Source organism: Celeribacter ethanolicus (assembly GCF_002407265.1).
In the GTDB taxonomy this organism is placed as follows: Bacteria; Pseudomonadota; Alphaproteobacteria; order Rhodobacterales; family Rhodobacteraceae; genus Celeribacter; species Celeribacter ethanolicus.
In genome coordinates this window covers 892,579-907,341 of record NZ_CP022196.1, presented here as the reverse complement: position 1 = coordinate 907,341, position 14,763 = coordinate 892,579, and the positions used below count along the sequence as shown (strand labels likewise).

16 protein-coding genes are annotated in these 14,763 nt (G+C 62.1%); 13 read left to right on the top strand and 3 right to left on the bottom strand.

Annotated features, from left to right (window positions below; all coding sequences use genetic code 11):
• The first annotated feature begins 47 nt into the window (after window positions 1-47).
• Genes CEW89_RS04445 through CEW89_RS04430 form a run of 4 tightly spaced genes read left to right on the top strand, consistent with a single transcriptional unit; the run spans window position 48 to window position 4,016 of the window.
• Window positions 48-968 carry an ABC transporter permease gene (locus CEW89_RS04445; RefSeq protein WP_066709227.1) on the top strand — a complete coding sequence of 307 codons (921 nt, stop codon included), beginning with the start codon at window positions 48-50 and terminating at the stop codon, window positions 966-968.
• Between the two features lie 3 nt (window positions 969-971).
• Window positions 972-1,940, top strand: coding sequence for an ABC transporter permease (locus CEW89_RS04440; protein ID WP_096805042.1), 969 nt, complete (start codon window positions 972-974; stop codon window positions 1,938-1,940).
• Between the two features lie 22 nt (window positions 1,941-1,962).
• A complete protein-coding gene (locus tag CEW89_RS04435; RefSeq protein ID WP_096805041.1) occupies window positions 1,963-2,991 on the top strand; it encodes an ABC transporter ATP-binding protein in 1,029 nt (342 codons plus the stop codon).
• The gene (locus tag CEW89_RS04430) at window positions 2,988-4,016 is read left to right on the top strand and encodes an ABC transporter ATP-binding protein (RefSeq protein WP_096805040.1); all 1,029 of its coding nucleotides are present in this window, start codon (window positions 2,988-2,990) and stop codon (window positions 4,014-4,016) included. Before CEW89_RS04435 ends, CEW89_RS04430 begins: the two co-directional genes overlap by 4 nt.
• Window positions 4,017-4,064: 48 nt before the next feature.
• Here CEW89_RS04430 and CEW89_RS04425 read toward each other — a convergent pair whose 3' ends face one another.
• On the bottom strand, window positions 4,065-5,594 hold the full coding sequence (locus CEW89_RS04425) for a gamma-glutamyltransferase family protein (protein ID WP_096805039.1): 1,530 nt from the start codon (window positions 5,592-5,594) through the stop codon (window positions 4,065-4,067).
• A gap of 292 nt (window positions 5,595-5,886) precedes the next feature.
• On the opposite strand from CEW89_RS04425, the gene CEW89_RS04420 reads away from it, so the two are divergent.
• The 6 genes from CEW89_RS04420 (at window position 5,887) to CEW89_RS04395 (ending at window position 9,941) form a co-directional block, all read left to right on the top strand.
• Window positions 5,887-6,618 (top strand): iron-containing redox enzyme family protein, encoded by a 732-nt coding sequence (locus tag CEW89_RS04420; protein ID WP_066709217.1) that lies wholly within the window; start codon window positions 5,887-5,889, stop codon window positions 6,616-6,618.
• A gap of 50 nt (window positions 6,619-6,668) precedes the next feature.
• Window positions 6,669-6,962, top strand: coding sequence for a 2Fe-2S iron-sulfur cluster-binding protein (locus tag CEW89_RS04415; RefSeq protein ID WP_066709215.1), 294 nt, complete (start codon window positions 6,669-6,671; stop codon window positions 6,960-6,962).
• An 87-nt stretch (window positions 6,963-7,049) separates the two neighbouring features.
• Window positions 7,050-7,343 (top strand): ferredoxin, encoded by a 294-nt coding sequence (locus CEW89_RS04410; protein ID WP_066709213.1) that lies wholly within the window; start codon window positions 7,050-7,052, stop codon window positions 7,341-7,343.
• Window positions 7,344-7,403: 60 nt separating this feature from the next.
• Window positions 7,404-7,691, top strand: coding sequence for a 2Fe-2S iron-sulfur cluster-binding protein (locus tag CEW89_RS04405; RefSeq protein WP_066709210.1), 288 nt, complete (start codon window positions 7,404-7,406; stop codon window positions 7,689-7,691).
• Window positions 7,692-7,745: 54 nt separating this feature from the next.
• Window positions 7,746-9,191 (top strand): aldehyde dehydrogenase family protein, encoded by a 1,446-nt coding sequence (locus CEW89_RS04400; protein ID WP_066709207.1) that lies wholly within the window; start codon window positions 7,746-7,748, stop codon window positions 9,189-9,191.
• A complete protein-coding gene (locus tag CEW89_RS04395) occupies window positions 9,192-9,941 on the top strand; it encodes a sulfite exporter TauE/SafE family protein (protein WP_096805038.1) in 750 nt (249 codons plus the stop codon).
• A gap of 12 nt (window positions 9,942-9,953) precedes the next feature.
• Here CEW89_RS04395 and CEW89_RS04390 read toward each other — a convergent pair whose 3' ends face one another.
• Window positions 9,954-10,601, bottom strand: coding sequence for a GntR family transcriptional regulator (locus CEW89_RS04390; protein WP_096805037.1), 648 nt, complete (start codon window positions 10,599-10,601; stop codon window positions 9,954-9,956).
• Window positions 10,602-11,010: 409 nt separating this feature from the next.
• Between CEW89_RS04390 and CEW89_RS04385 the strand changes: the two genes are divergently transcribed.
• The 3 genes from CEW89_RS04385 to CEW89_RS04375 are packed head-to-tail and all read left to right on the top strand — an operon-like array spanning window position 11,011 to window position 13,623.
• Window positions 11,011-11,490, top strand: coding sequence for a GlcG/HbpS family heme-binding protein (locus tag CEW89_RS04385; RefSeq protein ID WP_066709200.1), 480 nt, complete (start codon window positions 11,011-11,013; stop codon window positions 11,488-11,490).
• Between the two features lie 7 nt (window positions 11,491-11,497).
• Window positions 11,498-12,541 (top strand): 2Fe-2S iron-sulfur cluster-binding protein, encoded by a 1,044-nt coding sequence (locus CEW89_RS04380; protein WP_096805036.1) that lies wholly within the window; start codon window positions 11,498-11,500, stop codon window positions 12,539-12,541.
• Between the two features lie 38 nt (window positions 12,542-12,579).
• A complete protein-coding gene (locus tag CEW89_RS04375; protein WP_096805035.1) occupies window positions 12,580-13,623 on the top strand; it encodes a DUF475 domain-containing protein in 1,044 nt (347 codons plus the stop codon).
• Between the two features lie 84 nt (window positions 13,624-13,707).
• Here CEW89_RS04375 and CEW89_RS04370 read toward each other — a convergent pair whose 3' ends face one another.
• Window positions 13,708-14,499, bottom strand: a complete 792-nt coding sequence (locus CEW89_RS04370) for a carbon-nitrogen hydrolase family protein (protein WP_066709193.1) — start codon at window positions 14,497-14,499, stop codon at window positions 13,708-13,710.
• Window positions 14,500-14,763: the final 264 nt, after the last annotated feature.

Below are 14,763 nucleotides of genomic sequence, written 5' to 3'. Positions count from 1 at the left end.
GCTGGTCCGCTCTGTCCCACGTAATTCAGACGATATGGAGCGGACTTATGGGGACGTTCATTTTGAGAAGAGCTGTTCAGGGCCTTCTTGTGGTGCTTGGCGTAACGATTGTGGTGTTTGTTGCAACCCGGCTGATTGGCGACCCGGCCAAGGTGATGTTGCCGCTCTCGGCCAGCGACGCGCAGCGCGCGGCGTTTGAGGCGCAATTCGGGCTGGACAAGCCGCTGGGCCAGCAATTTTTTGCCTTTCTCGGCGATCTCATGCGGTTCGATTTCGGCGAAAGTATCTGGCAACGCAAACCGGCGCTCGACGTAGTGCTGGGCAAATTGCCGAAGACTCTGGAGCTGATCGGGGCGGGGATGTTCCTGGCCATCGTGATCGGTATTCCTCTCGGTGCGGTGGCAGCGATCCGGCCCGACGGGCTGTTCGACCGGCTGATCGTCGGGCTGAGCCTGACCGGGTTGTCGATCCCGCAATTCTGGCTGGGGCTTCTGCTGATCATGATCTTTGCCGTGGGGCTTGGCTGGGTGCCGACCTCGGGGACTGGCACGCTGGCACATCTGATCCTGCCGGCCTTGACGCTCGCTGTGCCGGCCATGGCGCGGATCATGATGCTGGTGCGCTCCTCGGTGATCAACGAGCTGAACCAGCAATATGTGCGTACCGCGAAAGCGCGCGGGCTGCCCTTTGTGCGGGTGCTGTTCCAACACGCCATGCGCAACGCGCTGGTACCTGTCCTGACCCTTGCGGGATGGGAGGTCATCAGCGCCTGGGCGGGGTATACGGTTGTCGTTGAGACGGTGTTCGCCTGGCCGGGACTGGGCTTCACCGCGATGAAGGCCATCGGGCAGAGCGATCTCTTCCTGCTTCAGGCCATCGTCTTTGTCGTGGCGGTGGGCATCGTCCTCGTCAACATTCTGCTCGACGTGCTGTTCAAGCTGATCGACCCTCGGATCAAGGACGCCTGAGCCATGACCATCACTTCAACCTCTTCGCTTCCTGAAACGACCCTGAAACAAGGCCTGCTCATGTCCCTCGCTCCCGTCGGGCGCTTTCTCTCCGAATTGTGGCGTGACAAGGCCGGGTTCGCAGGCTTCGCCTTTCTCGTCCTTCTGGTTCTGGTGGCGCTCTTCGCGCCGCTGATCGCACCGCATGACCCGGCGGCGCAATCCGTCATGGCGCGGCTCAAGCCGCCGATCTGGATGGATGGAAGTGCGCCGGGGCATCTTCTGGGCACCGACATGCTGGGCCGGGACATCTTTTCGCGGCTCCTGTACGGTGCGCGCTCCTCGCTTTTGGTGTCGGTCTCTGTCGTGGCACTTGCGGGCAGCTTCGGTGTCATGGCCGGGCTAATCGCGGGCTACAAGGGCGGTCTGACGGACGCGCTCATCATGCGGATCGTCGATGTGCAGGTGGCCTTTCCGGGTCTTCTGCTCACGCTTCTGCTGGTGGCGGTGATCGGGCCGTCGACCACGACGATCATCGTCGTTCTGGCCTTCTCGAACTGGATGATCTACACCCGCGTGGTGCGCGGCATCGTCATGTCCTTGCGCCAGACGCCCTTCATCGAGGCGGCCGAGGTGGTCGGCTGCAAAAGCTCGCGGATCATCATCAAGCACATCCTGCCGAACCTGATCGCGCCGCTTCTGACACTGGGCATTCTCGAATTCACCAACATCATTCTCGCCGAAGCGGCGCTGTCGTTTCTGGGCCTCGGGGTGCAACCTCCGGCGACGAGCTGGGGCCTCGATGTGGCGGGCGGCAAGAATTACATGATGATCGCCTGGTGGCCGATCACTTTCCCGGGGCTCGCCATCGCGATGACGGTGCTCTCGATCAATCTTTTCGCCAACTGGCTGCGTGTCAGCACCGAACCCGCCGAACGCGAAAAACGCTACGCCCGGGGCCGCGCCGCCAAGATGCGCCGCACGAAAGCCTGACGGGACGACAAGGAACAGAACAATGGCAAACGCACAACCGACACCGATCCTTGAAGTCCGCGATCTTTGCGTGGAGTTCGACACTATGGCGGGGCTCGTTCAGGGGCTTCGCGGGGTCTCTTTTTCCGTCCTGCCGGGCGAAACCATGGCGCTCGTGGGCGAAAGCGGCTCCGGCAAGAGTGTGACCGCACAGGCGATCATGGGGCTCATTGGCCTGCCGGGGCGGATTTCCTCGGGGGATATTCTGTGGAAAGGGCAATCGCTTCTGACCCGTGAGGGGCAGAGGGCCGCGGGCAAGCTCCGGGGCAAATCCGTCTCCATGGTGTTTCAGGACCCGATGACCTCGCTCAACCCGCTGATGACCATCGGCGCGCATCTCGTCGAGGTGCTGCGCCGTCATATGGGCCTCTCGAAGGACAAGGCCTTTGCGCGTGGGGTCGACTTGCTCGACGCCGTGGGCATCACCGAACCAAAACGGCGCATGGGGCAATATCCGCATGAGTTTTCCGGCGGCATGCGCCAGCGCGTGATGATCGCGCTCGCCATCGCCTGCGAGCCGGAGCTTCTGATTGCGGATGAGCCGACCACGGCGCTTGACGTCACGATTCAGGCGCAGGTGCTCGACCTTCTGGCCGATCTGCAAAAATCCATGGGGCTCTCCATCGTGCTGATCACCCATGATCTCGGTATCGTCGCCGGGCTTTGCGAAAAGGTCGCGGTGATGTACGCAGGCTCTATTGTCGAGGCGGGGGCGGCGGAAACCGTGTTCGCTCATGCCGAGCATCCCTATACCCAAGGGCTGATCCGTTCGACGCCGCGGCTCGATGATCGGCGCGCGCGGCTAGTGTCCATCGACGGTGCGCCGCCCAGCCTGTTGCATCCGCCCAAGGGCTGTGCCTTTCAATCGCGCTGCCCGGTCGCTTCCCGACAATGCGACGAAAAACCCGCGCGCCAGGCGACGCCGGAAGGTGGCACGGTCACCTGCTGGACGCCTTCCGTGGCGGCCTGGGCTGAGCCGGTTGACAGGCAGGCGGAGGTGCAGGCGCGATGACCGATCAGTCCAATCGTTTCGCGACGGATCATCCCGTCGCCCCCGAAATGCCGATCCTCTCGGTACGTGGGCTTGGCGTCACCTTCGATGGCGAACGCGAACGCCCCTTCGGCCCGCCGAAGAAGATCCAGGCGCTGGAGAACATCACCTTCGATCTGGCGCGCGGCAAGACGCTTGGCCTCGTCGGCGAATCCGGTTCCGGCAAATCGACCCTCGGTCGGGCCATCCTGCGGCGTCTGCCGATCTCCGACGGGCGGGTGATTTTCGACGGCAAGGATATTTCCAACGTCAAGGGTGAGGCGCTGCGTCGTCTCACCCGCGACATTCAACTGATCTTTCAGGACCCTTACACAAGCCTCAACCCGCGCATGAAGGTGCTCGAACTCATTGCCGAGCCACTTTTGGTGCATGGGATCGTGTCCTCGATCGAGGAGGCGCGCGATCAGGTCGGCGAGCTGATGCGTCTGGTCAACTTGCCGCTCGATGCGCTGGATCGTTTCCCGCATGGCTTTTCCGGCGGGCAGCGCCAGAGGATCGGTATCGCCCGGGCGCTGGCGCTCAAGCCGCGGCTGATCATTGCCGACGAGCCGGTTTCGGCGCTCGATGTGTCGGTCCGGGCGCAGGTGGTGAACCTGATGCAGGACCTGCAACAGGAGCTGGGGCTGACCTATGTGTTCATCGCCCACGATCTCTCTGTCGTGCGCCATATTTCCCATGACATCGCGATCCTGCATCGCGGTCACATGGTGGAAATGGCGGATCGGGATGCGATCTACGAGGCACCGGAGCATCCCTATACCAAGGTGCTGTTGTCTGCCGTGCCGGAACCCGATCCGGCGCTGCGCCGCAATGGCGATTGTGCGCCTGCGGCTCATCGTCCGCCTGAGCTGAACCTTGCGGGGCCGGGCTGCCGCTACCGCGATTGCTGCGACAAGTCGGGCGGCCATTGCCAGCGCGAAGCGCCGCCTTTCGCCAGGCACGGCGGTGGGCATTGGGCCGCCTGCTGGCATGTGTCTACGGACTGAAATCGTTTGAAAGCTGGACGGGGAAGGGGCGCTCACGGCGCCCCTTTTTTATCGGCCCAGTTTTGTGCCGTCCTTGCGCGGGTCCGATCCGGCGATTAAGCCGCCGTCATCGGTGCGCATGACGCATTGCGACCCGCCGAAATCGCTGCGCCCGCCCAATTCGCCTGCGCCTGTGGCGTCCTCGAACCCGGCGGCTTTCAAGGCCTCGGCAAAAGCCGGATCGGAGCCGGTTTCCAATGCGATCTGCGTGTCGCTTTCGAGCCGCCAGCGTGGGGCATTCATGGCCTCCTGCACATCCTGTCCCCAGGCCGCGAGGCGGACCATCATCTGGATATGGCCCTGCGGCTGCATCAGCCCGCCGACCACGCCGAACACCGCGTGAAACCGCCCATCTTTGAGCGCCGCCGCCGGGATCACCGTGTGATAGGGGCGCTTGTCGCCCGCCACGCCATTGATATGACCAGGCGCGGAAAACCCGTGGCCGCGGTTTTGCAGGCAAATCCCCAGTTCCGGCACGCCAATCCCCGAGCCGAAGCGTTTGAAGATGCTGCTCATCAGGGTCACGGCAAAGCCCTCGCGGTCGACAATCGCGGTGCAGACCGTGTTGCCCGACGGGTCCGCCACGGTCTCCCGCGCGTATTTCATGCCTTCGCGGGTGGCCTTTACCACCTCGACCATGCTCGTCGGGTCGTCCATCGGCAGATTCATCGCATCGAGGCGTTCGAGCGCCTTCAGCACGCCGATGCCATGGGTGTTGGGCGGGCATTCGAGAATTTCGATGCCTTTGAACATGCGCCGCACCGGGCGGTCGAAAAAACCTTCGTGGGCGGCGAGGTCCTCGGCGGTGAGAAGTGCGCCGCGCGCTTTGGCTGCGCGCTCGATCGCCTCGGCGGCCTTGCCTTTGTAAAACGCATCCGGCCCCTCCATGGCGATGGCGTCCAAAAGATCGGCCAGTGCGGGGTTGCGGAAGCGCTCGCCGGCCTGCGGGATGGCTCCGCCTTGGTAGATTGCATTGGAAGCGGGGTCGTTCTGGATCACCTTGGCGAAGATCTGCCATTCGCGAGCGCAGATCGGTGCGACCTCGAAGCCTTCGCGAGCGAGTTTTGCAGCCGGGGCCAGCAGATCGGCGAAGGGCAGGCGGCCGAAGCGCGCGTGTAGATCGGCCCAGCCGCGCGCCAGCCCCGGCACGGTGACGGAATAGGGATGGCGTTCGGGGATTTTGCGACCGGGCAGGTCGGCCACATGATCCGGGGTCAGGGCGCGGGGGCTTTTGCCCGTGCCATTATAGGTGAGCGGTGCCTCGCCCGGCGGCAGCAGCATGGCGAGGCTGTCGCCGCCAAGCCCTGTGGCCATGGGTTCGACCACCCCGAGGATCGCGTCGGCGGCGATGGCGGCGTCCACCGCCGTGCCGCCGCGTGCCAGTATGTCCATGGCGGTCTGAGCGGCGAGAGGGTGGCCGGTGGCGACGGCCTCTTGTCGGGCGCGCAGACTGGTCGACGAGGATATGGGCTTGGATGAGGGAGCGGGAGGCGGCGTCTGGGAGGTCACGGGCGTGCGGTCCTTGTTCTGGGAGGCCATTTTGGGATTCTGGGGTTGGATTTTCTTCCTGAGTTTGCAGGAGTGGATGGAAAATACTAGTATTTAGTATTTCATAATTTGACTGAAAATTTTGCAGATTTATATTTTAAACAACAAAAACAATAAAATAGTTTGATTTGTGGTTTTTAAAATTTCCTTCAATAAGATATGGACCCATAATTTGGTATACAGTATGGTGAATTGAGACCTGAAGAATCTCGCATTCCCCTGACGCCGACAGGGTCTCGACAAGACACATAAAACCTGACGCATAACCAACACGGAGACGGAAATGGGCAAGGTCCTTAATCCTGACGAACTTCGCACAGCCCTCGAAAACGCCATTCGCGGCAATACCGCAAACGCATCGCCGTTCAGTCTGGCCTGGGCCAGTGGCAAGCTGTCGCGCGAACATCTCGCGCGCTGGTGTGAAAACCATTACCACTATGTCGGCCCCTTCGCCGATTACCTCGCCTATGTCTACGCCCGCCTGCCCGCGGAGTACGAGGAGGCCAAGGATTTCATGTTGCAGAACATGTATGAAGAAGAACTGGCCGCCGATCGTCACACCGATCTCCTGATCCGCTTCGGTGAGGCCTGTGGCACCACCCGCGAGCGCATCAAGAACGTCGAGAACGCCAACGCCACCACCCGCGCGCTGCAAGCCTGGTGCTACAACACCGCGATGCGCGAAGACCCGATCGTCGCCATCGCCGGTCTTGTCGTCGGTCTCGAAAGCCAGGTGCCGTCGATCTATCGCAAACAGACCCCGACGCTGCGCGACAAATACGGCTTTACCGATGAGGAGGTCGAATTCTTCGACCTGCACATCGTCTCCGACGAAATCCACGGCGAACGTGGCTACCAGATCGTTCTGGAACATGCCCGCACCTATGAGCTTCAGCAAAAATGCCTGAAGATCTGTGAGCTTGGGGCCCAGATGCGTCTGCTCTACACCACCTCGCTCTACAACGATTACGTCGGTTCCGAGATCCCGCTCGCCGAGCTGGGTCTGGCAGCCTGATCCTGTCACGAGAGGGCGGGCTTCCCGTCCTCTCCAAATCGGAAGACCCCATGCCGAAAGTCACTTTGCACAAGGGCGGCGAGGTGTTTGTCGACGATGTCGATCCCAACACCAATCTCGTCGTCCGCGCCGGGATCAAGAAATTTCCCTATCCCAATCTCGCGTATAAATGCGGCATGGGGAAATGTTCGACCTGCACCTGCCGCGTCCTCAAGGGCGGTGAGCATCTCGAAGCGCCGAACTGGAAGGAAAAGCGCCAGTTGGGCGACAAGCTCGACGAGGGCTACCGTCTGGCCTGTCAGCTCTGGGTGTCCGAGGACATCGAGTTGACGCAGGACGTCTGAGCGCAAGACACCTGCGCCGCGCCGGTTCCGCTGTCTGAGGCGGGCCGCTCCCGACCCACAATCTGCCATTTTCTACGAGGGACAGCCATGTTCGTCATCCTGACCACGAAACCCGAAGAATTCCACACCGTCATGGGCGAGGGCGTCACCTCCGTCGAGTCCTATGACTACATCTTCTACGGTCGCAAACGTGCCAATTTTACCATCGCCGAACTCAATGGCGTGGACCGGATCACCATCATCGAAGACGCGCCGCCGCATATCACCAACAAGGTCCCGAGCAAGCTGTTCGAGAGCTTCGAGACGCTCGAAGAGGCGCGCGAAGAGCTCAATACGCTGACCCATTACGGCAGCATGGACATCGAGTTGCGCCTCGTCTGAGGCCGCCGGGACCGCTTGCCGGGACCGTTGAAGAGAAACGCACAAAGCCCTGAAGAGCCTATGGAAAAAATCAGCATCACCTTCATTCCGAACGAGAACAAGACCATCTCCGTGGACAGTGGCAGCAACCTGTTGCGCGCCTCGCTCAGGGACAAGGGTGGTATCCCGTTCAAATGCGGCGGCGGGTTCTGCGGCACCTGTCGCTGCAAGATCGTCGAGGGGCTGGAGCACACCGACGACATCAAGGCCAAGGAGCGCAAGCATCTGAGCGACGAGGATGTGGCCAACGGCTTTCGCATGGCCTGCCAGACCTTCGTCCGTGGGGATGTGAAAGTGTCCTGGGGCTAGAGGCTGGTGGGCACAGGCCCGACAGCCAAGAAACGCAAGATCAAAGGGACAGCCATGTCTTATCTCAATTTCATTGGCGGGGAATGGGTTCCCGCCCTCTCCGGCGCGACATTCGAAAACCGCAATCCTGCGGATCTGACCGATCTCATCGGGCTGTTTCCCGATGGTGGCGAGGCGGATGTGGCCGCCGCCGTTGAGACCGTGTCGAACGCCTGGCCGGACTGGGCCGCCAAGGGCCCGGAGGCGCGTGCCGACGTGCTTTACAAGGCTGCCGACATCATTTCCTCGCGGATCGACGCCATCGCCGCGGAGTTGACCCGCGAAGAGGGTAAAACCCTCACCGAAGCGCGCAACGAGACCAGCCGGATCGCCGCGAATTTCCGCTTCTATGCTGGTGAGGCACTGCGGCTCAAGGGCGAGAGCTTTCCGATGCCGGAGGGGCAGATCGCGCTCACTCTGCGCTCTCCTGTGGGGGTTGTCGCGGTGATCACGCCGTGGAATTTCCCGCTTTCCATGGCTGCACGCAAGATCGCACCGGCGCTGGCAGCGGGCAACGGGGTGATTTTCAAGCCCTCCGAGATGACGCCGCTCATGGGGCAACGTCTGGTCGAAGTGCTGCTCGATGCGGGTCTGCCGAAAGGGCTTCTGGCGCTCATCCACGGGCGTGGGCCGACGGTCGGCAAGGCGATTACATCGACGCCGGGGATCGACGCGCTGACCTTCACCGGCTCCTATGCCGTGGGCATGCAGATCGCCCGGGCGCTGACCACCGACACGCGCTGTCAGCTCGAAATGGGCGGTAAGAACGCCACCATCGTTCTCGGCGATGCCGATCTCGACCGTGCCGCCGACATCATCCGCCGCGGCGCCTTCGGGCTGACCGGGCAGGCCTGTACCGGCACCAGCCGGGTTCTGGTCGCGCGCAGCCATTACGACGCGTTGGTGGAAAAACTCACCGGCGCGGCGGAGGGCATCACCATCGGTGCAGGCACGCGTGCGGGGGTCACCATGGGGCCGCTCGCCACCGAGGCGCAGCTCGACAAGGTCAATGCCTATCTCGGCATCGCCAAACAGGAAGGCGGTCGGATCACCACCGGCGGTCTGCCGGAGGCCTCCGCCGGTCTGTCGAACGGGTTCTTTGTGCGCCCGACGGTGATCGCCGATGTGCCGACGGACAGCCGTCTTCTGCGTGACGAGATTTTCGCTCCGGTGGTCGCGGTGCGCGCCATCGAGGACGTGGATGAAGCCATCGAGATCGCGGATGACACGGAATACGGGCTTGCGGTTTCGGTTGTTTCCAATGACATGGCCTCCGTTCTGAAGATTGCGCAAAAGACCCAGCACGGTGTCGTCAAGGTCAACAGCCCGACCACGGGCGTGGCGTTGAATGCCCCTTTCGGCGGCTTCAAGCATTCCTCCAACCAGAGCGCGAAAGAGCAGGGTGGGGCGAATGTCATGGACTTCTACAGCCGGATCAAATCCGTTTATCTGGGGGGCTGAATGGAGCTTGTGCACGAGTTGATCGGCGGCAATCTTTTGACGCCGCATTTTATGGGCATGGTGGCCATGGTCTTCGTGGCCGCCATTCTTCAGGGCGTGGGCGGGCTTGGCTTTGCCATGTTTTCCGCGCCGCTCTCGGCGCTGTTCTTTCCCGAACTTGCGCCGGGGCCCTTGCTCGTGCTCGGCGGCTGCCTCTCCGTCATGGTGGTGTTGCGTGAGCGCTCCGCCATCGACTTCAAATCCGCAGGCACGATGATTTCCGGCCGTGTCATCGGCAATTTCATCGCTGTCTTCATCATGGCGATGCTCAGTACCAACAGTTTCTACATTCTCTTCGCGGTGCTGATCCTGATTGGCGTCGCACTCAGCTATAGCGGCTGGCGCATTGTTGCCAACTGGCGCACGCTGGGCTTTGCCGGTGTAATGTCGGGCATCATGGGGACGATCACCTCTTCGGGTGCACCGCCCTATGCCATCGTCATGCAAAACACCCCGCCTGCGACCCTGCGTTCGACGCTGAATTTTACCTTCTTCTTCGGGGCGACGACGTCGCTCATCCTGTTGGCGTCCATCGGTCGGTTCGAGCTGCGCCAACTCATGCTGGGTCTCTTGCTTTTCCCTGCGCTTCTGCTCGGCTTTACCGTTTCGACCCCTCTGGCGCGGCATGTGCCGAAAGGCGCGATCCGGCATGTCCTTCTCGGGTTGTCGGCGCTCAGTGCGGTGGGGCTGTTGATGCGGGCGCTGCTGTAGGGCTGGCTTGCCTCAGTCGGTGGCTTGTTCCGGCTCGACCGCATTGTAGACGTGCCGGGAGGCGAGAATGGCCGCGAGCTCTTCGTCGCCTGCGATCACCGCCCGGAGAATATCGGCATGCTCGCGCCAGGTTTCGCGCACCTTGACCGGATCGTCCTGTTTGAACAGCATGGCGGTCTGGTCGCGCAGGGTGCGGATCAGATCCTGAAGTGTCACATTGCCCGAGACCTCGCCCAGAGCCGTGTGAAAGGCATCGTTATGGGCGCGCATCTCGCTGAAATCGCCCTTCTCGATGTCGGATTCCCCGGCGGCCAGAACCCGTTGCAGCTCCTCGATCCGCTCGGGGTCCTTGCGTCGGGCCGCAAGCCGGGCGTTCAGGGCCTCAAGCGTGGCGCGCACTTCGATCAGGTCCATTTTCTGATCCGCAGCCGGCATGGAAACGGTCGCGCCGCGTCGGGGAATGATCTTGACCAGACCTTCGGCCGCCAGTTCCCGCAAGGCTTCGCGCACGGGCATCCGGGACACGCCCATTTCTTCGGAAATCCTGCCCTCGACAAGCCGTGTTCCCGGTTCGAATTCCGCATTCAGAATCCGTTCGCGCAGCGCATCCTTGACCATTTTCGTCAAGGGCGTGTGGGCGTCGCCAATTGCCAGAGCCATGTTATGTCCTGTTCATATTCGGTCGCGCATCCTTCGGGCCGGGCGGAAGGCCGCTCTCGGTTGGAGGTCACGATGCTGCATTCGGTATACCAGAGCCGGTTGCGCTTTGCCAAGCCTCTCGCGTGCTCTTCGCGACGTGTCGCGTGCAGAGGGCGGGGTTCGAGTGCCGGCATTGCCGCGCTTTCGGAGCGTGGGATCGCGCGATTCCTATGGCGATGGGAAATCCGGATGTGAGTGCATTTCAGAATGTGTGTCGTCATATTTGGTATACTAAAAAATAGGCATTCGGAGCATAAATTGGATTTAAAGGCGCTAATTCAGCAAAAATCTCTCAAATAGCCCTTGGCATTTTTAGTATATGGTATACTAAATTGAGGAAAGAGAAACGCACAACCTAAGAGATGGACCATTGAAAACAGTTCTCAGACTGCAATCCGAAGAGGCGCGTGTGATGATCGCCGCCGCTGTTGAAAAATCCAGGGAAATCGGTGTTTTGGAGACCATCTGCATCGCCGATGACGGCGGGTTTCCGATCCTGATCGAGCGCATGGACGGGGCGCGGGTGACCGGGCCGCAGATTTCGTGGAACAAGGCCTTCACCGCCGCCACGCACAAACGCTCCACCCATCTGTTTAACAAGGCGCCCAATGGCCCCGCGCTGCCAGGCAACGAGGCCTTCGGTATCCAATTGTCCTTCGAGGGCAAGTTCGCGGTCTTCGTGGGCGGTTTCCCCATCGTGGTCGATGGCGAGGTGATCGGCGGCGTCGGGCTGTCGGGCGGCAATGGCGAACAGGACACGGCGGCGGGTGTCGCGGCGCTTCAGGCGCTGGCGGATCTACTCGCCCCCCAAGGCCATGAGGTCGTGGTCGCAGCCGATATCAAGAAGTGAGGGGGCCATGACGATCATTCGCGCGGTTCACAAGATCGAAGACGGGGACGAAGCCGTCGTGGCGCAGGTCACCTTGGCGGAGAGCGGAGAGAGTTTCTGCGTCGAGTCCCATGAAACCATTCTCGCCGCGGCGCTCAATGCCGGTGTCGATCTGGCGCATGACTGCAAGAGCGGATTTTGCGGCTCCTGTCGCATTCGGCTGCTCGAGGGCGAAGTTGCCTATGACGAAGAGCCCCTGGGGCTGAGCGAGGAGGAGCGCGGCTGTGGCTTTGCTCTGGCCTGTCAGGCGCGTGCCCGGATGAACCTGCGGGTTGCGGCGGAGCTGATGCCTTCGGATCGGCCGGTGCCGGTCGAGATCGAAGCCGAGGTGGTGTCGCTCACGCCGGTCTGCCCGGATATCCTGCGGCTCAGGCTGCGGCCCGAAGGCGAGATGCCTGACTTTCAGCCCGGGCAATATATCAATGTGGTGACCGAAAGCGGTGCGACACGGTCGTTTTCCATTGCGTCCGCGCCGTCCGAAGGCGAGATCGACCTGCATATCCGGGTGATCCCGGGGGGCATGTTCACTGCGGGCGTACTGTCCGGGATCGAAGCAGGCGAGACACTGCGCCTGCACGGGCCGCATGGACTCTTTCGTCTGCATCCGGAGGATTTTCGGCCGCTTCTGCTGGTCGCGACGGGCACCGGAATCGCGCCGCTGCGTGCCATGCTTGCGGCGCTCAAGGAGGAGCCCGACGGACCGCCGGTGGCGCTGTACTGGGGGATGCGCACGGAAAGCGAGCTTTATCTGGCCGAAGAGATCGCGGCGCTCGGAGCGGCGCTTGACGATTTCACCTTCGTGCCGGTGTTGTCGCGTGCGCCCGGAAGCCCACATCGCTCGGGTCATGTGCAGGACGCCGTTCTGGCCGATCTGCCGGATCTTTCGGATCATGCGATCTATCTCTGCGGCTCGCCCGCGATGATCGCGGAGGCGCGCGGGCGCTTCCTTGAAGCCGGGGCGAGCGTCAACCACATCTACGCCGACAGCTTCCACTTCGCGCATAATCTCTAATCCCCTCCGAGCAGGGCAACACAGGGAGGCCGGGGCCCATGTCCTCGTCCGTATGGAAATATTTTCACTGGAGTTTCGCAGTCACCGGTCTGGGGATTGCGCTCTGTTTCTGGCTCGGCTGGGCCTATACCGGGCATCTGTCCGGCATGGTCACCTTTGCGCTGATCGGGGTGATCCTCTCGGTACTGGAAATCTCGCTGAGTTTCGACAATGCCATCGTCAACGCCAACAAGCTCAAGGATATGGACGAAACCTGGCGACGGCGGTTTCTGACCTGGGGCATCCTGATCGCGGTCTTCGGCATGCGCATCGTCTTTCCGCTGGCCGTCGTCTCCGTCGCCGCCCACATCGGCCCGATCGAGGCACTGCGTCTCGCGGCGCGCGAACCGACCGAATATGCGCGGCTGATCGGCGAAGCGCATCTGTCGATTTCGGCCTTCGGGGGCACGTTTCTGATGATGGTGGCGCTGAATTACTTCATTGACCCGGAAAAGGAGGTCGACTGGCTGCGGCCTCTGGAGGATCTGTTGCGCAAATGGGCCTCCGTGCGCGGCATGGCCATCGGGTTGGTGCTTTTGATCGTGCTGGTCTTCTCCGGCCTGATCGACGCCTCGCAACGCGGCACCTTCCTGTTTGCCGCCGTGGCCGGGCTCGTCACCTTCATCGCCGTCGAAACCCTCGGTCATGTGCTCGACAGCGGCGCCTCTCTGGCGAAAGGCGGTCTGGGTGCCTTCCTCTACCTCGAAGTGCTCGATGCCTCCTTCAGCTTCGACGGGGTCATCGGGGCCTTTGCCCTCACGCAGAACCTGTTTCTGATCGCCATCGGTCTCGGCATCGGGGCGATGTATGTGCGCTCCATGACCATCATGCTGGTGGAAAAGCAGACCCTCACCGAATTCCGCTATCTCGAACACGGCGCTTTCTATTCGATCCTCGTGCTGTCCTGCGTGATGTTCGCGCAGAGCCTCGTGCATATCCCGGAGGTGATCACCGGGCTGATCGGCGCGGCGTTCATCGCACTCTCGCTGGTGTCCTCGGTGCGCTACAACCGGCGGCGTCGGGAGGAGGCCGTGACCGCATAGACCGGAGACCTCTTCCCGGTCTGCCCAGAGGCGCTTTTCCCGGAGGTCCCCTTTGTTCGGGGAAAGCGTCTCTTTTTTCTGCGATCATTTTGCCGGGGTGTATGTGTCCTCCGCGATGGGGGCGGCGCGAAAATCAGTCCCCTTGCCGGAAAGCGTTTCGGGAGGATAGTCGGACAGTTCCGGCAGATCGACGATCAGCAGACTTTCCGAAGTGCCGGCCCGCGCAAGTGCCCGTCCGTCCGGCCCCGCGACGGTGGAGCCGCCGCCGAACGTCAGCCCGTTGTCCGTGCCGCAATAATTGGCATAGGCGACGAAACCGCCGAGCTCATGGGCGCGGGCGGGCACCAGCACCTCCTGCACATGTTCGTAGCCTTCGGGGTTTGCGGTCGGGACGAAGATCACCTCGGCCCCGGCGTGGGCGAGGGTGGCGGTGTGGCCGGGAAACTCGATGTCGTAACAGATCAGCAGGCCGCATCTGCGCCCGCAGAGATCGAAGGGCGGGGCAAGTTCGGTGCCGGGGGTAAAGCTCGCATGTTCCATCTCGCCGAAAAGCTGGACCTTGCGGTAATGCGCCAGAAGCGTTCCGTCCCGATCCACACAGCTCGCCGCATTATAGACCTTGTCCCCGTCGCGCTCGGCCCATCCGATGACCAAAGCGCAGCCGACCTTCGCGACCATGGCCCGCAGCGCCTGCATCCAGATGCCGTCCAATGGCTCGGCTTCGCGGCGATGCTTCCGGGGGTGGTTGTAGCCCGGGACAAGAAGTTCTGGAACGATCAGCACATCGGCGTCATCTCGGCGGGCCTCCAGAAGAGAGATGTGCAGGGACGCGAGATCGGCGGCAGAGGGGGAGGGCTGAAGCAGGGCGATGCGCATGTGAGATCCCAAGCAAAATGTTCCGGACACAAGAAAGAGCGTCGCGAAAGCCGCATTCCTGCCGCTCCCCCCCTGCCGCTGTTCTCGGCTCAACTCCGGGGCGACCCGGGGCGGTTCGATCCGCAGAGTGGTCTGTGTCCGATGAGATGTGGCTGCTTTCATCCTGCGCCAGAGTGCGGGACTGTCAAGCGCCGGAGACTTGCTGCGAAGTGGAAAGTGCGCCTTCCGCGCCCAGAGTGCTTTTTATGGGGTTTGAAGGTCTTT